The sequence below is a fragment of the Bradyrhizobium prioriisuperbiae genome, from assembly GCF_032397745.1.
Taxonomy (GTDB): Bacteria; Pseudomonadota; Alphaproteobacteria; order Rhizobiales; family Xanthobacteraceae; genus Bradyrhizobium_A; species Bradyrhizobium_A prioriisuperbiae.
In genome coordinates this window covers 2391251-2411920 of the sequence record NZ_CP135921.1, presented here as the reverse complement: position 1 = coordinate 2411920, position 20670 = coordinate 2391251, and the positions used below count along the sequence as shown (strand labels likewise).

Annotated in this window: 23 protein-coding genes; 12 read left to right on the top strand and 11 right to left on the bottom strand. The window is 63.9% G+C overall.

The genetic code is table 11. From position 1 onward, the window contains the following. From sdhA to RS897_RS11325, 3 genes are all read left to right on the top strand, one after another. The gene (gene sdhA / locus RS897_RS11335; RefSeq protein WP_315836645.1) at positions 1–1839 is read left to right on the top strand and encodes a succinate dehydrogenase flavoprotein subunit; all 1839 of its coding nucleotides are present in this window, start codon (positions 1–3) and stop codon (positions 1837–1839) included. A gap of 77 nt (positions 1840–1916) precedes the next feature. Beyond that, a complete protein-coding gene (locus RS897_RS11330) occupies positions 1917–2699 on the top strand; it encodes a succinate dehydrogenase iron-sulfur subunit (RefSeq protein ID WP_315836644.1) in 783 nt (260 codons plus the stop codon). A gap of 129 nt (positions 2700–2828) precedes the next feature. Beyond that, on the top strand, positions 2829–3212 hold the full coding sequence (locus RS897_RS11325) for a VOC family protein (protein ID WP_315836643.1): 384 nt from the start codon (positions 2829–2831) through the stop codon (positions 3210–3212). Positions 3213–3222: 10 nt separating this feature from the next. Here the strand turns inward: RS897_RS11325 and RS897_RS11320 are convergent, their stop codons facing one another. Continuing rightward, positions 3223–3600: an MAPEG family protein gene (locus tag RS897_RS11320; RefSeq protein ID WP_315836642.1), complete on the bottom strand. Its 378-nt coding sequence runs from the start codon at positions 3598–3600 to the stop codon at positions 3223–3225. 114 nt (positions 3601–3714) lie between these two features. On the opposite strand from RS897_RS11320, the gene RS897_RS11315 reads away from it, so the two are divergent. Further along, positions 3715–3942 (top strand): hypothetical protein, encoded by a 228-nt coding sequence (locus RS897_RS11315; protein ID WP_315836641.1) that lies wholly within the window; start codon positions 3715–3717, stop codon positions 3940–3942. Between the two features lie 227 nt (positions 3943–4169). On the opposite strand, the gene RS897_RS11310 is transcribed toward RS897_RS11315, so the two are convergent. Together RS897_RS11310 and RS897_RS11305 are read right to left on the bottom strand one after the other, a co-directional pair. Continuing rightward, positions 4170–4514 carry a hypothetical protein gene (locus RS897_RS11310; protein WP_315836640.1) on the bottom strand — a complete coding sequence of 115 codons (345 nt, stop codon included), beginning with the start codon at positions 4512–4514 and terminating at the stop codon, positions 4170–4172. Positions 4515–4835: 321 nt separating this feature from the next. Continuing rightward, on the bottom strand, positions 4836–4958 hold the full coding sequence (locus RS897_RS11305) for a hypothetical protein (RefSeq protein WP_315836639.1): 123 nt from the start codon (positions 4956–4958) through the stop codon (positions 4836–4838). A gap of 164 nt (positions 4959–5122) precedes the next feature. Here RS897_RS11305 and RS897_RS11300 point away from each other — a divergent pair, with 164 nt between their 5' ends. From RS897_RS11300 to RS897_RS11280, 5 genes are all read left to right on the top strand, one after another. Then, positions 5123–6142, top strand: a complete 1020-nt coding sequence (locus RS897_RS11300) for an OmpA family protein (RefSeq protein ID WP_315836638.1) — start codon at positions 5123–5125, stop codon at positions 6140–6142. A gap of 214 nt (positions 6143–6356) precedes the next feature. Further along, complete coding sequence (locus RS897_RS11295) at positions 6357–6575, top strand: hypothetical protein (protein ID WP_315836637.1); 219 nt, start codon at positions 6357–6359, stop codon at positions 6573–6575. 167 nt (positions 6576–6742) lie between these two features. Further along, positions 6743–7351 carry a TetR/AcrR family transcriptional regulator gene (locus tag RS897_RS11290; RefSeq protein WP_315836636.1) on the top strand — a complete coding sequence of 203 codons (609 nt, stop codon included), beginning with the start codon at positions 6743–6745 and terminating at the stop codon, positions 7349–7351. A gap of 55 nt (positions 7352–7406) precedes the next feature. Continuing rightward, positions 7407–8624, top strand: coding sequence for an MFS transporter (locus RS897_RS11285; RefSeq protein WP_315836635.1), 1218 nt, complete (start codon positions 7407–7409; stop codon positions 8622–8624). Positions 8625–8701: 77 nt separating this feature from the next. Beyond that, entirely contained in the window at positions 8702–9487 is a 786-nt protein-coding gene (locus tag RS897_RS11280; RefSeq protein ID WP_315836634.1) for a class I SAM-dependent methyltransferase, read from the top strand. 23 nt (positions 9488–9510) lie between these two features. Here the strand turns inward: RS897_RS11280 and RS897_RS11275 are convergent, their stop codons facing one another. Further along, positions 9511–10398, bottom strand: a complete 888-nt coding sequence (locus tag RS897_RS11275) for a LysR family transcriptional regulator (RefSeq protein WP_315836633.1) — start codon at positions 10396–10398, stop codon at positions 9511–9513. A gap of 105 nt (positions 10399–10503) precedes the next feature. Here RS897_RS11275 and RS897_RS11270 point away from each other — a divergent pair, with 105 nt between their 5' ends. After that, a complete protein-coding gene (locus RS897_RS11270; protein WP_315836632.1) occupies positions 10504–12003 on the top strand; it encodes a CoA-acylating methylmalonate-semialdehyde dehydrogenase in 1500 nt (499 codons plus the stop codon). Between the two features lie 64 nt (positions 12004–12067). Here RS897_RS11270 and RS897_RS11265 read toward each other — a convergent pair whose 3' ends face one another. The 5 genes from RS897_RS11265 to RS897_RS11245 form a co-directional block, all read right to left on the bottom strand. Next, entirely contained in the window at positions 12068–13297 is a 1230-nt protein-coding gene (locus RS897_RS11265) for an argininosuccinate synthase (RefSeq protein WP_315836631.1), read from the bottom strand. Positions 13298–13371: 74 nt separating this feature from the next. Continuing rightward, on the bottom strand, positions 13372–14124 hold the full coding sequence (locus tag RS897_RS11260) for a phosphatase PAP2 family protein (protein ID WP_315836630.1): 753 nt from the start codon (positions 14122–14124) through the stop codon (positions 13372–13374). Continuing rightward, the gene (locus tag RS897_RS11255) at positions 14124–14582 is read right to left on the bottom strand and encodes a hypothetical protein (protein WP_315836629.1); all 459 of its coding nucleotides are present in this window, start codon (positions 14580–14582) and stop codon (positions 14124–14126) included. Before RS897_RS11255 ends, RS897_RS11260 begins: the two co-directional genes overlap by 1 nt. Then, a complete protein-coding gene (rlmN, locus tag RS897_RS11250) occupies positions 14583–15761 on the bottom strand; it encodes a dual-specificity RNA methyltransferase RlmN (protein ID WP_315838597.1) in 1179 nt (392 codons plus the stop codon). A 342-nt stretch (positions 15762–16103) separates the two neighbouring features. Beyond that, positions 16104–16688, bottom strand: a complete 585-nt coding sequence (locus RS897_RS11245) for an invasion associated locus B family protein (protein WP_315838596.1) — start codon at positions 16686–16688, stop codon at positions 16104–16106. Between the two features lie 286 nt (positions 16689–16974). Here RS897_RS11245 and RS897_RS11240 point away from each other — a divergent pair, with 286 nt between their 5' ends. After that, positions 16975–17949: an NADPH:quinone oxidoreductase family protein gene (locus RS897_RS11240; RefSeq protein ID WP_315836628.1), complete on the top strand. Its 975-nt coding sequence runs from the start codon at positions 16975–16977 to the stop codon at positions 17947–17949. A gap of 253 nt (positions 17950–18202) precedes the next feature. On the opposite strand, the gene RS897_RS11235 is transcribed toward RS897_RS11240, so the two are convergent. Both RS897_RS11235 and RS897_RS11230 read right to left on the bottom strand, forming a co-directional pair. Further along, on the bottom strand, positions 18203–18595 hold the full coding sequence (locus RS897_RS11235; protein ID WP_315836627.1) for a YkvA family protein: 393 nt from the start codon (positions 18593–18595) through the stop codon (positions 18203–18205). A 108-nt stretch (positions 18596–18703) separates the two neighbouring features. Beyond that, complete coding sequence (locus tag RS897_RS11230) at positions 18704–19003, bottom strand: 4a-hydroxytetrahydrobiopterin dehydratase (RefSeq protein ID WP_315836626.1); 300 nt, start codon at positions 19001–19003, stop codon at positions 18704–18706. Between the two features lie 190 nt (positions 19004–19193). Between RS897_RS11230 and RS897_RS11225 the strand changes: the two genes are divergently transcribed. Then, positions 19194–20630: a TAXI family TRAP transporter solute-binding subunit gene (locus tag RS897_RS11225; protein WP_407654467.1), complete on the top strand. Its 1437-nt coding sequence runs from the start codon at positions 19194–19196 to the stop codon at positions 20628–20630. Positions 20631–20670 lie beyond the last annotated feature (40 nt).

The window sequence follows — 20670 nt, the reverse complement described above, 5'->3', positions numbered from 1 at the left end:
ATGGCCGCCACTGGCAACGGCGCAAACGGCAAGAGTGGTCCTGCCACCAACGGCCACGCCTATCCGATCGAAGACCACACCTATGACGTTGTCGTGGTTGGCGCCGGCGGCGCCGGCCTGCGCGCCGTGGTCGGCTGCAGCGAGGCTGGTCTGCGCACCGCCTGCATCACCAAGGTGTTTCCGACCCGCTCGCACACGGTTGCGGCGCAGGGCGGCATCTCCGCCTCACTCGGCAACATGCACAAGGACGACTGGCGCTGGCACATGTACGACACCGTGAAGGGGTCGGACTGGCTGGGCGACCAGGATTCCATCGAATACCTGGTGCGCAACGCGCCGGAAGCCGTCTACGAGCTCGAGCACTGGGGCGTGCCGTTCTCGCGCACCGAGGACGGCAAGATCTACCAGCGCCCGTTCGGCGGCATGACCATCGACTACGGCAAGAGCCAGGCGCAGCGCACCTGCGCCGCCGCCGACCGCACCGGCCACGCCATGCTGCACACCATGTACGGCCAGGCACTGCGCCATTCGGCTGAATTCTACATCGAGTTCTTCGCCATCGACCTGATCATGGACGATCAGGGCGTGTGCCGCGGCGTGATCGCGCTGAAGCTCGACGACGGCACGCTGCATCGCTTCCGGGCCCAGACCACCATTCTCGCCACCGGCGGCTACGGCCGCGCCTATGCGTCGTGCACTTCGGCGCACACCTGCACCGGCGACGGCAACGCCATGGCGCTGCGCGTCGGACTGCCGCTGCAGGACATGGAGTTCGTCCAGTTCCACCCGACCGGCATCTACGGCTCCGGCTGCCTGGTCACCGAGGGCGCCCGCGGCGAAGGCGGTTATCTGGTCAATTCCGAAGGCGAGCGCTTCATGGAGCGGTATGCGCCGTCTGCGAAGGATCTGGCCTCGCGCGACGTCGTCTCGCGCGCCATGACCATCGAGATCCGCGAAGGCCGCGGCGTGGGCAAGAGCAAGGACCACATCTTCCTGCACCTCGATCATCTCGATCCCAAGGTGCTGCACGAACGCCTGCCCGGCATTTCCGAATCGGCGAAGATCTTCGCCAATGTCGACGTCACCCGTCAGCCGATCCCGATCGTGCCGACGGTGCATTACAACATGGGCGGCATACCTACGAACTTCCACGCCGAAGTCGTCACCAAGAAGAACGGCGACGACAATGCAGTGGTGCCCGGCCTGATGGCGGTGGGCGAAGCCGCCTGCGTGTCGGTGCATGGCGCCAATCGTCTCGGCTCCAACTCGCTGATCGACCTCGTGGTGTTCGGCCGCGCCGCGGCGCTGCGCTGCGCCGAGAAGCTGACACCGAACGCCTCGCAGCCGGATCTGCCGTCGAACTCGGCGGATATGGCGCTGGGCCGGCTGGATCATTTCCGCAACGCCTCCGGCGGCACGCCAACCGCGAAACTGCGCGCCAACATGCAGAAGGTGATGCAGACCAACTGCGCCGTGTTCCGCACCGGCGACGTGCTGCACGAAGGCAAGGACCTGATCCACAAGGTCTATGGCGGCATCGGTGATGTCGGCACCAGCGACCGTTCACTGGTGTGGAATTCCGATCTGGTGGAGACCCTGGAATTCGACAACCTGATTTCGCAGGCGGTGGTCACGATGGACTCCGCCGCCAACCGCACCGAGAGCCGCGGCGCCCATGCGCGCGAGGATTTCTCGGCGCGCGACGACAAGAACTGGATGAAGCATACGCTGGCGTGGCTCGACGACCGTGGCAATTCCACGATCGAATACCGCCCGGTGCATGACTACACCATGACCAACGACGTGCAGTATATCCCGCCGAAGGCCCGCGTTTACTAAGGCAAATGTCTCCCAAGGCTGACGTCACCCAAGCTGCACCTTGACTAATTAGCGCATTCCCAGAAGGCTCGAGATCAATGGTTGAATTCTCACTTCCGAAAAACTCGAAAATCACCGGCGGCAAGACCTGGCCGAAGCCGGAGACCACGAGCGAATTGCGCGAGTACAAGATCTACCGCTGGAATCCGGACGACGGCAAAAACCCCAGCATCGACACCTATTATGTCGACACCGCCGACTGCGGTCCGATGGTGCTGGACGGCCTGATCTGGATCAAGAACAACATCGACCCGACGCTCACGTTTCGACGCTCCTGCCGCGAAGGCGTCTGCGGCTCCTGCGCCATGAACATCGATGGCCAGAACACGCTGGCCTGCACCAAGTCGATGCACGATGTCGACGGCGGCGCCGTCAACGTCAAGCCGCTGCCGCACCAGCCGGTGGTGAAGGACCTGGTGCCGGATCTCACCAACTTCTATGCGCAGTACGCCTCGATCGAACCGTGGCTGCACACCACGAGCCCGACCCCGCAGAAGGAATGGAAGCAGACTCCGGAAGACCGCCAGAAGCTGGACGGTCTCTACGAGTGCATTCTCTGCGCCTGCTGCTCGACCTCATGCCCGAGCTACTGGTGGAACAGCGACCGCTTCCTCGGCCCGGCCGCACTGCTGCAGGCCAGCCGCTGGGTGAAGGACAGCCGCGATGAAGCCACCGGCGAGCGCCTCGACAATCTCGAGGATCCGTTCCGGCTCTATCGCTGCCACACCATCCTGAATTGCGCCAAGGCCTGCCCGAAGGGCCTCAACCCCTCGGAAGCCATCGCCGATCTCAAGCTGAAGATGGTCGAACGCCAGATCTGAGGCGTGAGACACGGCACAACACCGATTGCTCCTCAGCGGTGGCGATCTGCGTGGCAATAAGCGCTCTTGCAGGTCTTGCCTGATTCGATTCTGATGCGCGCTCTTCCGTTTCGACAGGAGACGCATTTCATGATCGACCACATCGGCTTTCCCGTATCCGACTACGACCGGGCCAAGGCATTCTATGTCCAGGCGCTCGCGCCGCTGGGCTATGTGCTGATGATGGAGGTTCGGCAGAACGAGGCCGACGCGCCCGCCGCCGGCTTCGGCGCGGACGGCAAGCCGGATTTCTGGATCGGCGGCGAAGGTGGCATCGACAAGCCGCTGCACGTCGCGATCGTGGCCAAGAGCCGCGCCATGGTGGACGCCTTCCACGCGGCAGCCATCGCAGCCGGCGGCCGCGACAACGGCGCGCCGGGTATCCGGGCGCACTATCATCCCAACTATTACGGCGCTTTCGTGCGCGATCCCCACGGACATAATATCGAGGCCGTGTGCCACGCGCCGGGCTAGCTCTCCCGAACTATTTGAACGCCGGCAGCACGAAGATCGCGATGTTGACGAGATAACCCGCCAGGAACACCAGCGAGCGGGCTGTTGGAATGTTGCCGATATAAAGCAGCGCGTGCGCGATCCGCAGTGCCACATAGATGACCGCCAGAATATTCACGATGTGGATCGGCGCCCCCATCGTAACAGCGACAACAACGGCAACCGCGAAGAACGGGAAATTCTCGTAGGCGTTGAGATGCGCGAAATAACCGCGGCGCTGCCGGTCTGGCAGGCTGTCGATTCCGGCACGCGGATCGTGATTGTCTCCGCCGCCACCGGCCTTGGCGAAGCTCACGATAGCGATCGGCAGAATGGCCGTGATCAACACACACCAGTAGGCAAGCGGCATTTTGTGCTCCCGTCGTCGTCGCCGGCAATGATCATTGCAGATCGGCCCTCGTGCGGACGTCTTGTCAGCATTGCGGACTCTGGAACGCAAGATGGGCTCGACCGTTAATACGCCATGACACCCATCACACCCGAGCATCCGAAACAAGATCCGCCGGAGGTGCCGCCGCCGACACCGGGCACGCCCCGCGAGCCTCCGCGTGAGCAGCCTCCAGGGCAGCCGCGGCCGGAGATTCCACCTGTGGTCGACGATCCAGCGGAGCCCGAACAGCCCCAGGAATTTCCACCATCGCGCCCCGATGTCACGCCGCCATCGCCACAGCAACCGCGGACCATGGTGTGAATGCCGGCTGAATAAGCGCGCATTGGTTCCGGGAGATGCGCAAAATAAAGTCCCGATAGCGTTTGGTCACTGCCACATTCCGGCCTAATGATTAGTCGTTGATCGTTCATGCCGAACCGCTTCGGCGAACCGAAACTATTTTTGTCAGACATTTTTCCGGGACAATCTCGACATGACAAAGCTCCGTCTTGCTCTTCTTGCCACCTCGGCGATCTCGATCGTGCCCATCACATCGATCGTCGCGCACGCACAGAATGCGCCGATCGTCCTCGCGCAATTCCAGCCGGCGCCAGCGCCCGCGGAAGGCGAGAAGAAGCAACCTGCAGCTCCGCCGAAGGCGGCTCCTCCCGCTGCGCCAAAAGCGGCGCCTCCACCACCGCCCCCGGCTGCACATCCGGCACCACCACCGCCTCCCCCACCGGCCGCTGCTCCGCCGCCGCGTCCTGCTGCGCCTCCGCCACCACCGCCGCCTGCTGCTGCACCGAAGGCTCCGCCTCCGCCGCCACCTCCGGTCGCGCGACCGCCCGCACCTCCGGCGGCGCCTGCGCAGCCGCATGCCGAACCTCCGGCACGACCGGCCGCTCCGCCGCCGCCCCAGGCTCCGAAGGCAGCACCACCTCCTCCGCCACCACCAGCCGCAGCACCGAAGGCCGCGCCTGCCGCGCCGCCTCCGCCACCTCCGGCGGCCGCACCCAAGGCAGCGCCTGCGCCTACTCCGCCTGCAGCACCACCAGCGGCGTCAGCGCCAGGCGCAACGCCTCCAGGCGCACCTCCCGCAGCCGAACGGCCTCCTGGCCGCCGGCCCGAGAATGCACCTCCGGGCGCGCCGGGCGTTCGCGATGTCACGCCGCAACGCCCCGCACCCGGCGCCCCACCGGCAGCCGGTGGACCCGCTACACCTCCAGCAGCAGCTCCGAATGCTGCTCCAGCACCGGGAGCACGTCCGGCCGCAACGCCTCCGGCACCCGGCACGCCTCCCACCGCGGCTCCGGGTGCAGTTCCAAGTACAACGCCAAGTACAGCTCCAGCCGCAACGCCAGGGGCCGCTCCCGGCACCGGCTTCGCGCCGGCGCCCGGTGCTGCCCCGACACCGGGTGCGCCCGGCGGACCGCGCACCGAGCGGCGCGGACCGCCGCCCGGCCTGCCGCCAGGGACGCCCGCATCGGCGCCCGCACCGACCGTGGCTGCACCGCTGCCGTCCATTGCGGCGCCAACCGCCGGAGCCCCTGCTGCCATCACGCCGCTGCCGGCCACTGGGCCGCGTGGCGGAGGCCGGCTCGAGGACTTCCGCGGCCAGCGTCAGCAGACGCAGGAAGGCGGACGCACCATCATCCGCGAGCCGGGGCGCGTCATCATCCAGGATCCGGGCGGACAGTCGTACATTCGCCACGACGAGTTCGACCGCTTCCGCTACGGCGCCCGCGACGTGCAGGTGCAGCGGCAGGGCAATGACACCCGCACCGTGATCATCCGTCCCGACGGTTCGCAGATCATCACCGTGACCGGTTCGGACGGCGGCTTGCTGCGCCGGATCCGTCGCGACCGCGAAGGCCGCGAGATCATCATCATCGACAACAGCTATCGCGATCGGGCTGCGATCGGCGGCTTCTTCGTCGCGCTGCCGCCGCCGGTGCTTCGCATCCCCGCGGATCGCTACATCGTCGACGCCGATCGCGCATCGCCGGACTTGATCTATGACACCATGATCGCGCCGCCGGTGGAACGCATCGAACGTCGTTACTCGCTCGATGAAATCCGCTACAGCCCGTCGGTGCGCCAGCGCATGCCGAGCATCGATCTCGACACAATCACCTTCGAAACCGGCTCGTCTGACATTTCGGCGGACCAGGCGTCGAAGCTGCAAGTGATCGCGGACGGTCTCAATCGCGCAATCTCGCGCAATCCGCGCGAGGTGTTCCTGATCGAAGGGCACACTGACGCGGTCGGCAACGACGTCGACAACCTGTCGCTGTCGGATCGCCGCGCGGAATCCGCCGCCAACCTGCTGACCCAGCAATTCCAGGTGCCCGCGGAAAACCTGACATCGCAGGGTTATGGCGAGCAGTATCTGAAGGTGCCGACCGACGGACCGGAGCGCTTGAACCGGCGTGTCACCGTCCGCCGCATCACACCGCTGCTGACAGGCCAGAACGGCTCGCTGCCGCCACCGCCTCCGGGCACCGCGCCGCCGCGCCGCTGAGGCACGGGATCACCACACGGCAATGGCCGGGACATATGTCCCGGCCATTCTCATTTGGGAGATGCTCAGCACCACAAGCACGTGCTGACGTACAGCCGGACCAACGCCGTCGAATAAAGCAAGCCATTCTCCGAACCCATTGCCAGGTAGTCGACACCATTTGGATGGGCACGACGTCACGCCCACCCAACCCACCAAGGCCAGCGAGAGTGTCATGGCGAATATCGTCATTTATCGCCCCGGAACCAGCACGATCTATGAGAGCCAGAGCGGAGGTGCGAGCGGAGTCGAGTGGAGGTTCATGGCGTCTGTGGATGGCCGACGCGGCCTGATCAGTGCCGTTTTTCCGTTCGGCACGTCGGAAGAAGCCGCCGCGGGCGGGTGTAGAAAAATACTTGTCGCTCGCCCGGATGAGCTTGAAGGCATTATCTAGCGCGCTGCTGAGAAGGTCGTTTTGAGAAGCAGTTCGGGCCTGCCACGCGCGCCGCTGATCCGCGGAATCTCGACATGGCTATCGCCGGGACATCCGTCCTGGTCATTTCTATCGGTGCCCGATGATTTTCACTTGATTTGGAAATGGTCATTCCCTATTAGGAGTGAATGCAAACAATTACCCCCGAGACCCGTGGCCCGGGCCGTCCCCGCGAATTCGACATGGATGAGGCGCTGGACCGGGCCGTGCGGGTGTTCCGCGAGCGCGGCTATCACGCCACCTCCATCGGCGATCTGGCCGAGGCGATGAAGCTCGCGTCGGGCAGCATCTACAAGGCCTTCAAGGACAAGCACGCGGTGTTCCTCGCCGCGTTCGATCGTTACGCAGCACGACGCACGGCTGAGACTCGGGGCGCCGCCGCCGTTGGTGCATCCGGTCGCGAGCGGCTGCGCAATGTGCTGCTTTCTTATGCCGGCGCTTCGCAAGGCATCGAAGGCCGGCGCGGTTGTCTGGTGGTCAGTTCGACCATCGAGCTTGCAGCACGCGATCCCGTGGTCGCCACCCGCGTCGCTGAATCGTTGAAGGCGAATGAAGCCTTTCTCACCGACCTCATCCGTCAGGGTCAGGCCGACGGTTCGATCCCGGCACATATCGACGCTGACATCGCCGCGCGCACCTTGATTTGCCTGACCCAGGGCCTGCGCGTGGTCGGCAAGGCGCGCGCCCATCTCGACGGCGACGCCCTGGTCGACACCGCCATGAAGATGCTCGCCTGAGTGCAAACCAAACCAGGACGCAGCCTCAATTCAGATAGCTATTTGGAGTAACCTGATGACGACGATCACCACGAGCGCCGATGTCCCGCCCGATCAAGGCATGATATCGCGCCGGCTGACTTTGTTGCTCGCGCTGGCCTGCGGCCTGATTGTCGGCAACATCTATTACGCTCAGCCGCTGATCGGGCCGATCAGTGCCGCACTCGGGCTCTCGCTGGACAAAGCGGGACTGATCGTCACCATGACACAGGTCGGCTATGTCACCGGACTGCTGCTGATCGTGCCGCTCGGCGACCTCCTGGAAAATCGCCGGCTGATCTGCATCGCCCTCGGCGTCGGTGCGCTAGCGTTGCTGGGCGCGGCGTGTTCAACGCATCCGCTCCCCTTCCTGATCGCCTCACTGTTCATCGGGCTCGGCTCGGTCGCGATCCAGATCATCATTCCCTATGCGGCGCATCTTGCCCCTGAAGCCATCCGTGGCCGGGTGGTCGGCGACGTGGCCACCGGACTGATGCTCGGCATTCTGGCGGCGCGTCCGCTGGCAAGCTTTCTGACAGCCATCTCCGCATGGCAAACCGTGTTCCTGCTTTCGGCCGGCGTGATGGTGATGCTGGCGATCGTGCTGGGACGTGCGTTGCCCCCGCGTGCGCCGGTGGCCCGGCTGCACTATGGCGCGCTGCTGGCGTCGATGCTGCGCCTCGCGCTGACCACGCCGGTGCTGCAGCGGCGCGCCCTGTATCAGGCGCTGCTGTTTGCATCGTTCAGCATGTTCTGGACCGTGACTCCACTGCTACTCGCAGGCCCGGAGTTCGGCCTGTCGCAGCGTGGCATCGCGCTGTTCGCGCTTGCCGGCGTGGCCGGCGTCATCGCCGCACCAATCGCCGGCCGCGTGGCGGATCGCGGCTGGAGCCGCACAGCTACGGCAGTAGCGATCCTGGCGGTTGCGCTGGCCTATCTCATCACCCACATCGCGCCGCCCGGTTCGACGCTGGCATTGGCGCTGCTGGTGGTGGCCGGCATCCTGATCGACTTCGGCGTCCAGGGAAATTTCGTGCTGGGATCCCGCGCCATCTTCGCGCTTGGACCTGAGTCCCGCAGCCGGCTCAACGGCCTCTATATGGCGTCATTCTTCAGCGCCGCAGCCGTCGGTTCCGCCCTTGGCGGCTGGGCCTTCGTGCACGGCGGCTGGGTGCTCGCCTCCTGGATCGGCCTGGCGCTGCCGGCGATCGCACTGGTGGCGTTTGTGACAGAGCGGCGATCGGCATCGGCATGACGCAGATCCCCGATTTGTGATTGGAGCGTCAAACAAGCGTGGTGCATGGGTCCGGCGCCAGCCACAGGAGACGCACCATGAGCACGACCACCTCTGCGATCCATCACTCCGCATCCGACGGTTTTGCCGCCAAGGCTGACGAATATGCACGGGGACGGCCGGATTATCCCGCTGATGTTCTCAACTGGCTGCAGCAGCGGCTCGGCCTCGGCACCGGCAAGACAGTGGTCGATCTCGGTGCCGGCACCGGAAAGTTCACGGCCTATCTCGCGAAGACCGGCGCGCATGTCATCGCCGTGGAGCCGGTAACGCAGATGCGCGAGAAACTCTCGCACACGCTGCCCGAGGTCGAAGCGCTCTCCGGCACCGCCGAGGCCATCCCGCTGCCCGACGCCTCCGTCGACGCGGTGACCTGCGCGCAAGCCTTCCACTGGTTCGCGACATCGGCCGCACTGACAGAAATCCATCGCGTGCTGAAACCGGGCGGCAAGCTCGGCCTGATCTGGAACGTGCGCGACGAGAGCGTCGCCTGGATCGCCAAGCTCACCCGCATCATCAATCAGCATGAAGGCGATGCGCCGCGCTATGCCAGCGGAGCGTGGAAGAAGGTGTTTCCACACGCGGGATTCGGTCCGCTGCATGAAGATATCTTTCCGCACGGCCACACCGGAACGCCGGAGGATGTCATCATCAACCGGGTGCGCTCGACCAGCTTCATCGCGGCCCTGCCTGCCGACCAGGAGGCAAATGTCGTTGCGCAGCTGCGGGATCTGATTGCGTCTGAACCAACGCTGGCAGGCAAACCCGAGCTGACGGTGCCTTATACGACATCAGCCTTCAGCGCGGAAAAGCTCGGCGCGTGATAGGGCGCACCACGCTCTGAGCACTACGCAACACCGAAATCGCCCCGGGCGGCACGAACGCGCGCGACGACATGGTCATAGACCTCGGACACCCGACGCGACTCGTGGGTGTCGGGATGGGACACCAACCAATAGCTTCGAGTGAACCGGATATCCGGCAACAGCGGTTCGAGCTCCGGATAACGACGCGCGGCGTAGTCGTGCAGGATTCCCACGCCATGACCGGCACGGACCGCTTCCATCTGCGCGACCACGCTGCCGCACTCATAGTGCCAGGTCATCACTTTGCCCAGCGTCGCTGCATAATCCAGCGCGCGGCTATAAACATAATCTTCCACATGGGTGACGAAGAGACGCCCGTTCAGATCGCTCTGCTGCCTGATCGGTCCGTGACGTTTGAGATAGGCCTTTGAGGCATAGACGCTCAATGTGTAGTCGGTCAGCTTCTTGACGATCAGGCGGCCCTGTTTCGGGCGGTCCAAAGTAATGGCGATATCGGCTTCGCGCCGCGACAGCGAAAACGTGCGCGGCAGCGGCACCAGCTGAATCATCAGTTCGGAGTGTTTGGTCGCGAGAGCGCCAAGTTGCTCGGCGAGGAAATAATTTCCGAGACCGTCAGGCGCGCCGATCCGGACCGTTCCGGTGATGGTGTCGGATGCGCCCTTGAACTGGGAGCCGACCTTGAGGAATTCCGACTCGGCCCGCTCGGCTGCCGCCAGCAGCGCTTCACCGGCGCCGGTCAGCGAGCATCCGGTGGTGTGCCTTTCGACCAGTTTGGTTTTCAGCTCCCGCTCGAGCGCCGTCAGCTGGCGCGAGACGGTGGCGTGGTTGAGCCCCAGACGCTTCGCCGCGCCCAGGATCTGGCCGGTCCGCGCCACGTCGAGGAAGATTCGAATGCGATCCCAATCCATAGGCCGGACTTTAATTTCTGCACATCGAAACCGCAATACTTGGCGTTGATGTGCATTCCTGTCGAGCGCCATGGTGACCGCACCAAACCACACGGAGCACGGCACATGACCACGGCGATCACCCATTATATCGGCGGCAAACACATCGCAGGACGCGGCGGCAGGACCACGCCGATATTCAACCCGGCCACGGGCGAACAGTCCGGCGCCGCGCCGGTCGCCGGCACCGCCGACGTCAACGAGGCCGTGGCCGCGGCCAACAAGGCAGCGCCCGGCTGGGCCGCCACCACGCCGCTGCGCCGCGCCCGCATCCTCAATCGTTTCCTGCGCATCATGGAGGAGCGGATCGACCGGCTTGCCGATGTCATCACCGCCGAACACGGCAAGGTGCACTCCGATGCCAAGGGCGAAATCCAGCGCGGTCTGGAAGTCGTCGAGTTCGCGACCGGCGCACCTCAGTTGCTGAAAGGCGAGATCACCGAGAGCGTCGGCACCGGCGTCGACAGCCACGCGCTGCGGCAGCCGCTGGGCGTGGTCGCCGGCATCACGCCATTCAATTTCCCGGCCATGGTCCCGATGTGGATGTTCCCCGTGGCACTTGCCTGCGGCAACACCTTCATTCTCAAGCCGTCCGAGCGCGATCCCTCCGCATCGCTGCTGATCGCCGAATGGTTGACCGAAGCGGGCCTGCCGGACGGTGTCTTCAATGTCGTGCACGGCGACAAGGAGACCGTCGATGCGCTGCTGCATCATCCCGACATCTCGGCCATCAGTTTCGTCGGCTCGACACCGATCGCCCGCTACATTTACGAGACCGCCGCGCAAACCGGAAAGCGCTGCCAGGCGCTGGGCGGCGCCAAGAATCACATGATCATCATGCCGGATGCGGACATGGACCGCGCCACCGACGCCCTGATGGGCGCGGCCTACGGCTCGGCCGGCGAACGCTGCATGGCGATCTCGGTCGCCGTGCCGGTGGGCGAAGGCACCGCCGCGGCGCTGTTGGCGAAGCTCGAACCGAAGGTGCGGGCGCTGAAGATCGGACCGGGCACGGATCCGGAAGCCGAGATGGGGCCGCTGGTCACCAGGCAGCATCTGGACAAGGTGCGCGGCTACATCGACGCCGGCGTCACCGAGGGCGCCAAGCTGGTCGTCGACGGCCGTGACTTCAGGATGCAGGGCTACGAGAAGGGCTACTTCATCGGCGGAACGCTGTTCGACGGCGTGACCACCGACATGAAGATCTACAAGGAAGAGATCTTCGGACCCGTGCTCGCGGTCGCCCGCGCGCCCGACTACGCCACCGCCGCCCGCATGGTCAATGAGCACGAGTTCGGCAACGGCACCTCGATCTTCACCCGCGACGGTGACACCGCCCGCGAGTTCGCCCATGCCATCAAGGTCGGTATGGTCGGAATCAACGTGCCGATTCCGGTGCCGATGGCGTTCCACTCGTTCGGCGGCTGGAAGGCATCGCTGTTCGGCGACCATCACATGCACGGCCCCGAGGGCGTGCGCTTCTACACCCGCCTCAAGACCATCACCAGCAGCTGGCCGACCGGCATTCGCACCGGCGCCGACTTCGTAATGCCGACCATGAAGTAAGGCGATCGACGCTCCGGCATCGTTCCGGAAAGCCGCTCACGCCGCTTCCGGAACGATTGTGGGATTACAGCCCCAGCTTCTTCTTGCGCTGGCCCAGCGTGCGCAGCCGCAGCGCGTTGAGCTTGATGAAGCCGGCGGCATCGCGGTGATCGTAGGCGACCGCGCCTTCCTCGAAGGTGACCAGGTCCTGATCGTACAGCGAGTACTTGCTCTCGCGTCCCACCAGGATGACGTTGCCCTTGTAGAGCTTGAGCCGCACCTGGCCGGTGACGAACTCCTGGCTCTTGTCGATTGCCGCCTGCAGCATCTCGCGCTCCGGCGAGAACCAGAAGCCGTTGTAGATCAGCTCGGCGTACTTCGGCATCAGCTCATCTTTCAGATGCCCCGCGCCGCGATCCAGCGTGATCTGCTCGATGCCGCGATGGGCCACGAGAAGAATGGTGCCGCCCGGCGTCTCGTACATGCCGCGCGACTTCATGCCGACAAAGCGGTTCTCGACCAGATCCAGCCGGCCGATGCCGTTGGCGTGGCCGAGTTCGTTAAGCTTCGCCAGCAGTGATGCCGGCGACAGCTTCTTGCCGTCGATCGCAACGGGATCGCCCTTCTCGAAATCGACGGTGATGTAGATCGCCTTGTCCGGCGCCTTCTCCGGATCGATGGTGCGCGAGTAAACGTAATCGGGCACTTCCTGCGCGGGATCTTCCAGCACCTTGCCTTCGGAGGACGCGTGCAGGAGGTTCGCGTCGACCGAGAACGGCGCCTCGCCGCGCTTGTCCTTGGCGATCGGGATCTGGTGTTCCTCGGCAAATGCGATCAGCTGCTCGCGCGAGCGTAGATCCCACTCGCGCCATGGCGCGATGATTTTGATGTCGGGGCGCAACGCGTGATAGCCCAGTTCAAAACGAACCTGGTCGTTGCCCTTGCCGGTGGCGCCATGAGACACCGCGTCGGCGCCGACTTTTTCGGCGATCTTGATCTGCGTCTTGGCGATCAGCGGCCGCGCAATCGAAGTGCCGAGCAGATACTGGCCCTCATACACCGCATTGGCGCGGAACATCGGGAACACGTAGTCGCGGACGAACTCCTCGCGCAGGTCCTCGATGAAGATGTTTTCCGGCTTGATGCCGAGCAGCAGCGCCTTCTGGCGCGCCGGCTCCAGTTCCTCACCCTGGCCGAGGTCGGCGGTGAAGGTGACGACCTCGCAGCCATAGGTGGTCTGCAGCCATTTCAGAATGATCGAGGTGTCGAGGCCCCCGGAGTAGGCGAGCACGACCTTCTTCACGTCTTTCGTCATGAAAACCCTATGGAATTTGGCGGGGACCGACCCTCTCGGCAGGTCCCAATTCGGCGGGACTATAGGCAGAACCCTTAACGGCGCAACAGTCTTTGCAGCCACCGGTAGCCCGGCAACGCCCACCGGGTCAGCGTGGCATCGACCCTTTCGTCGGTCAGCCGCGTCCGCGGCCAGCGGTAAATCAGGGCATAAGCCAGCCAAATCACGAAAAATGGCACCAGGCCCGACACCAGCACGTCGGTGAGGAAATGGCCGCCGAAAGCCATCCGCAATCCCCCGGTGGCGAGCCCGAACAGGGTGGCGCCGACATAAGCCAGCGGCCGCCAGGCCGGCGGCGCCAGCGCGGCCGGGGCATAGGTCCAGAACGCGGTCGCGCCTTCGCCGGAGAAGAAAGAGCAGTTTTTCGGGCAAGCGCCGCTTGGATCATACCAGGACTTGAACTCCCAGGGACCGTTGAACTCGGCGACCATCACTGGACGCGGACGCCCCCAATGGCCCTTGAAGACGAGGTTCGACAGGATGCCGGCAGACAGCACGATGGTGATCAGCAGGAAAACGACGGTGCGGCCCGGCATGATCAACGGTTTCAGCGGCCGGGCGAACTTGACCGCCACCGCGATAATCGAGGGCACCGCGAACGCCCAGGCCACCCACATCACCACATCACGCACGATAATGGCGAACAGGTTCGATTTCAGCGGGAAGGTTTTGGTGACCGGATCGTAGAACCAGGCCGCGATTTTCAGATCGAGTTCGGGATGCAGTCCGAACACCACCAGAAAGGCGAGCGACAGCGCGAGCGCCACAAAAAGCCCCGTGCGGGTCATCAGCGCGCCGAAGCCTGGTCGGGCGGCACATCACGCCACGCCCCGGCCCTGCGGCCGGCGATCACCCAGTAGACGAAGCCGGCGACGATGCCGGCGCCGGTCATCACTTCCAGCTCGCGGCGGATGATGCCGTTGAACGACATGGTCGCGGTGTCGAACGGCACCAAGCTCAGATAGCACGCCGCGCCGACCACGGCGCCGCCGACCGCATAGGCCAGCAGGCTGCGGATGCCGAATGCCTCGGTGATCAGTGCGATCAGCATCGCCGGCAGCAGCGCAAAGCCGCTGATGAAGATGAAGCCGAAGGCGGCAATCAGTTGCAGGGTGCTGTCGTCAAGCTGGAAATCGAGACCGCTCAGATCGGGAAACAGGATCGCGCCAATCACCACGGCGGCCGCGGCAAAGCTTGCGATCAGGAAGCCGAACAGCACGACAATAATGCGGACAACCAGCGCCATTTAGTCCGTCATCGCCATGGCGCGCAGCGCCTGCCGCTCGTGCGCCGACAGTTTTTCGGTCTCGGACTTCAACTGGCCGCAGGCGGCGAGGATATCGCGGCCGCGCGGCGTGCGCACCGGCGAGGAATAGCCGGCGTTGAAGATGTATTCGGAGAATTTCTCGATCTGGTCCCAGTCCGAGCACTCGTACTGGCTGCCCGGCCAGGGATTGAACGGGATCAGATTGATCTTCGCCGGAATGCCCTTCAGCAGCTTGACCAGCAGCCTCGCATCGTCGAGCGAATCGTTGACGCCTTTCAGCATCACGTATTCGAAGGTGATGCGGCGCGCGTTCGAGGCACCGGGATAATTGCGGCAGGCGTCGAGCAGCTCGGCGATCGGATATTTGCGGTTCAGCGGCACCAGCTCGTTGCGCAACTCATCACGCACCGCGTGCAGCGAGATCGCCAGCATCACGCCGATCTCGTCGCCGGTGCGCGCGATGTTCGGCACCACGCCGGAGGTCGACAGGGTGATGCGGCGGCGCGACAGGCCGATGCCTTCGTTGTCGGAGACGATCAGCAACGCATCGCGCACCGCATCGAAATTGTACAGCGGCTCGCCCATGCCCATCATCACCACATTGGTGACCAGGCGATTGCCGTTCGGCGTCTCGCGGTCGACCCAGTCGTTGAGCCGGTCGCGCGCGATCATCACCTGGCCGACGATCTCGCCGGCGGTGAGGTTGCGCACCAGCCGCTGGGTGCCGGTGTGGCAGAACGAGCAGTTCAGGGTGCAGCCGACCTGCGACGACACGCACAGCGTGCCGCGATCAGTCTCGGGAATGTAGACGCACTCGACCTCGTGCGGGCGCTCGGACGCATGCCCGCTCGGCAGCCGCAGCAGCCACTTGCGGGTGCCGTCGCTGGACACCTGCTCGGCCACGATCTCGGGGCGCGCCACGGTGAAATGCTTGGCCAGCTCGGCGCGCATGTCCTTCGACACGTTCGACATCTCGTCGAAGCTCTGCGCACCACGGACATACATCCAGTGCCACAACTGCTGGGCCCGCATCTTGCGCTGGTGCGCCGCGACGCCGACCTCAGCCAGCTTCTCCATCAGTTCCGTGCGCGACAGCCCGATCAGCGACGGCATCGCCGGCGGAACATAGGATTCCAGTGGCGTTTTTTCCAAAAGCATGCCGCCGCGCAATGGCTCGCGCGCCTTCATGGCCTCTGGCGATAGCTCGGTCATCTGATCACTTGGTCCTGCGGTCGGGCGGGCAAAAGGAGCCGGCAACCGTATCCGGCGCAACGCTTACCCCGAAATACCCGTTTCAGATAGCTTTTTTCCGTAATCTTGCAACCGGGCTAGTGTCCAGCTTCGCAAGTTCGCAGCATGTCAGGCAAGCTCCGTACGAACTTGCAAAGCGTTAAGGACACTAGCAACTTTATGATTTCTGGTGTGCTTTTTGAACGCGAAGTACCTGAAAGAGCCTGCCGCGAAACTGCAGGTACTTCGCGTTCAGCACACCAGGGACGGTTAACGGCGGCAATCCTGGGCCAGCCGGTCCAGCGCCTGGGCCAGGCCCTTGAGGGAAAAGGTGTCCGTGGTCTCGGTGCCCTTGGCCGAAACGCCCTTCACGGTAACGTCAGTTCCCTTGCGCAGCGCCTCGACCATGCGATCCTCTTCGGCCGCATTCTTGATCCACAGACCGTCGCCCTGGGTGTACATCGCATAACGCGCGCTGCCGATTTCGAGCGCGGAGTCCGAGCCCGGCTTCAACTGATAGCCGATCATCACGGAGACTTCGTTGACGACCTTCTCTGCCGGACGGCTGGAGATGAACACATAGGCCGGATCGCGCGGACGATTTGGCGGATTGGTCTTCGACGACGACGGCTTGGCCAGCGCGAAGCAGACCTTCTTGCCGTTCGGCATGGCCGTATACGCGCCCCATGTTCCGAACTGGCCGATCAGCGTCGGCTCCGCGCCGCCGACCGCGGCGGGCTTTGGTGTCGCCGCCTCTTGCTTCGACGATTTGGATTTCGCGTTCTGCGCGAGCGCGGCCTGCGGCGCGGCCACGACAGACAGCACACCCGACATCAGCACGCCCGCTGAAAGCATCGTCAGTGTTTGCCGCATGGACATCATCGCGTCTCGCTCCAGATATCGTCGCACCAGGTATAGATAGACAGGTATCGACAGATTCGGCGATGGCCCCGTCATCCGCCAGTGTCGAATATTCCGACTCTTGGAATAACCGGGAAACGCCTGTTTGTGAAGCAGGTTGCGACGATCTGCCGACATTCGCAATATAGTCGGAGTGCTCATGACCGGATTGTCGCGCGGCCTCAAATCCGCCATGAAGAATTCAGGTTCAATGTCCCTCTTGTGATTCAGGTGTCCTGCCATGAAAGCCATTTTGTGTTCTCAGTATTGCGGCCCCGATGACCTCGTGCTGGCGGATGTCCCGGATCCCGTCGCGGCACCGGGCGAAGTTGTGATCGCCATCAAGGCGGCGGCGCTGAACTTCTTCGACATCCTGATGATCCAGGGCAAATACCAGATCAAGCCGCCGTTCCCGTTTTCGCCGGCGGCGGAAGTCGCCGGCCTGATCGAGAGCGTTGGCGCCGGCGTCACCGACCTGAAGGTCGGCGACCGGGTAGTGGCATCGTGTGGCCACAATGGCGCACGCGAAAAGATCGCGCTGCCCGCCGCGCAGGCGGTGAAAATTCCCGACAACCTTGATTACGATCGTGCCGCCGGCATCATCATCATCTACGGCACCGCACTGCATGCGCTGGAAGACCGCGCACGGCCGAAACCCGGCGAGACACTCGCCGTCCTGGGAGCCGCCGGCGGCACCGGCCTTGCGGCATGCGAACTCGGCAAGCTGATGGGATTGAAGGTGATCGCCTGCGCGTCATCGGACGAGAAGCTCGAATTCGCCAAACAACACGGCGCCGAACTGACGCTCAATTACGCCAAGGAAGATTTGAAGGAAGGCCTCAAGAAACTCACCGGCGGCAAGGGCGTCGATATCGTGTTCGATCCGGTCGGCGGCGCTTACGCCGAAGCTGCTCTTCGCTCGGTGTCCTGGGAAGGCCGTTTCCTGGTGATCGGCTTCGCCGCCGGCGACATTCCGAAGATCCCGCTCAACCTTGCGCTGCTGAAAGGCTGCGACATTCGCGGCGTCTTCTGGGGCGCCTGGGCGAAACTCAATCCGGAGAAGAACCGCGCCAATCTGCAGAAGCTCGTGCAGTGGACCGCGGAGGGCAAGATCTCATCGCATGTCGACCGCACCTTCCCGCTGGCACAGACCGCGGATGCGCTGAAAGTGCTGGCCGGCCGCCAGGCGATGGGCAAGGTGATTTTGCATCCGTGATAGGTGAGGCACCACGCGACTGCCCGCCGCATGTTGCGTGATGTGTCGAGGCGTCTCCGCTCCCTCCGCCGTCATGCCCGCACTTGGTGCGGGCATCCACGCCTTATCGGCGGTGCTGCAAAGGAAGTCGTGGATACCCGGCCCAAGGGCCGGGCATGACGGCTGAGAATGGTGAAGTGCCTGGGCCAACAACGAATGCATGTCGCTGAAAATGCGGACACGCAGCGGTTCTCACTGCGTCAACACCCTGCGCTTACGCCGCAGCGTCCTTCGATTCACTCTCCTCGCGCAACCTCGCCAATGCATCTCGCGCAGCATCACGATGATCCGGGAGGATGTGACTGGACACCAGCTGGATCGCGGTGGCGAGAATTGCCGCGTCGTCGGTGAAGCCGAGCACCGGCATGATGTCCGGAATGAAATCGAACGGCATGATGAAATAGGCGAGCGCGCCGAGCAGCGCCACCTGCACATGGCGCGGCGTCTGCCGGTCGAAGGCGCAGTAATAGGCCGCAAGCAAATCCTCGGCGAACGGCAGTTGTGCTGTCACCGATTTGATCTTCGCCCAGAGATCTCGTCGAACGCGCGCGCGATCCTGAGCTGGCTGATCGGCCGGCTCGAAATCAGCTGTCTGTTCGGTTCCCATCGCAACGCTCCATCAAGTGAGATGAAGACGCCGGAACCGGAGTCCGCATCCATCGCCACCGCACACTTGGGGACCGCGTCCGTTCATCGCAAGATTGCAGCCGCGACTTCAGGACGCAGCACCGGCCGCCTTGTTCATGATTTTGGCCAGTTCGATGTCGCGTGTGGTGACGCCGCCCGCATCATGGGTCGTCAGCACCACCTCTACAGTCTTGTAGACATTGCGCCATTCCGGATGGTGATCGCGCTTCTCGGCCGCAAGCGCCACCCGGGTCATGAACCCGAATGCCTCGTTGAAATCCTTGAAAACGAAGGTCCTGGCGATGGCATCCCGCCCGTTCACCTGGGACCAGCCCGGAAGCTCCGCCAGCGCCGCCTGCCTCGCCTCGCCGGATATCACTTCAACCATCGAAACCTCCTGTCATCACATGAACTTGACCCCGTCCTGGCCAGTCTCACCCTAAACATAACGGGATCGAATTGCGGTGCCGCGATTGGCGGCTGGTAACCATGAACCGGTATCTGCCGATCGCAGGACCGGGGCATGCTCTTAAGCTCCTAAATTTGCTATAATTATATTCTCAATCGGACCGGTGCTGATGAACCTGAACCTCCAGCAGATGTTTTCACGGTCGCCTCCCCTGAGCGGCCCGGGAGAACCTGTGCCGGGACCAACGCCCGTCCGCGGCAAACGTGCCCCGAAGGGCGCCGGCATCTTCATGCCGCTGGCGGCGGCATTGGCCATCGTGCTGGTGGTGGTCGGCGCGATTTACATCGCCATGCGCCCGGTGACGCTGAAGATCGCCGTCGGGCCGCCCAACAGCGAAGACGTCAAGGTGATGCAGGCACTGGCCCACACCTTCTCCCGCGAGCGCGGTTATATCCGACTGAAAATCATTCCGACCGAAGGTGCGACCGCAAGTGCGGCGGCGTTGTCCAACAAGGTCGCTGATCTCGCTGTTATCCGCGGCGATCTCGACGTGCCAAAGGACGCTGCAAGTGTCGCGGTGCTGCGCAAGAATCTCGTGGTGCTGTGGGTTCCCTCCCCCGGCAAGGGCAAGAAAGTCAAAAACCCGATCAAGAAAATCCAGAATCTCGCGGGCCGCCGCGTCGGCGTGATCGGCAAAACAACGGCCAACATCAACCTGCTGAAAGTGATCCTTCGTCAGTACGGCGTCGATCCTGCCAAGGTCGAGGTCGTGCAGTTCTCGACCAACGAAGTGGCCGAAGCCACGCGCACGCAGAAGGTCGACGCGTTCCTGGCCGCCGGCCCGCTGAACAGCAAGATCACAGCGGACGCGCTCGCGGCCTCGCAGAAAGATGGCGGCGAGCCGACCTTCCTCGCCATCGACGCAGCTGATGCGATCGCGCAGAACTTCCCGGCCTATGACGCGGCGGAAATCCCCGCCGGTGTCCTCGGCGGCGTGCCGCCGCGCCCCGAGGAAGAGGTGAAGACCATCAGCTTCTCGCACCACATCGTGGCACGGAAATCGCTGTCGGAAGCCACCATCGGCATGCTGACGCGGCAGATTTTCGCGCAGCGCCAGAACGCTGCCGCCGAAGCGCCGTCGGCGTCCAAGATCGAAACCCCCGACACCGACAAGGACGCCGACATCCCGGCACATCCGGGCGCGGCCGCCTATGTCGACGGCGAGGAAAAGACCTTCCTCGATCGCTACAGCGATTTCATCTGGTGGGGCATCATGGGCCTCTCCGCCATGGGTTCGCTGGGCGCCTGGTTCGCGGGCTATCTGAAGCGCGACGAACGCCAGAACAACACCACGTTACGAGACCGGTTGCTGGAGATGCTGTCGCAGGTTCGTCAGGCCAGCACCCACCAAGAACTGGACGGGATGCAGGCCGAGGCCGACACCATCCTGCGAAATACGCTGCGCTGCTACGAAGATGGCGCGATCGACGACGGCCCTTTGACTGCGTTCAACATCGCGCTAGAGCAGTTCCACACCGCAGTCGCCGACCGCCGTAGCGTGCTGATGGCGACGCCACCGCGCCCGACAGTGCAGTTGCGCGCTTAATACGCGCTGAGATGCCGCACCGTAATTTCAGTGCAGCGTC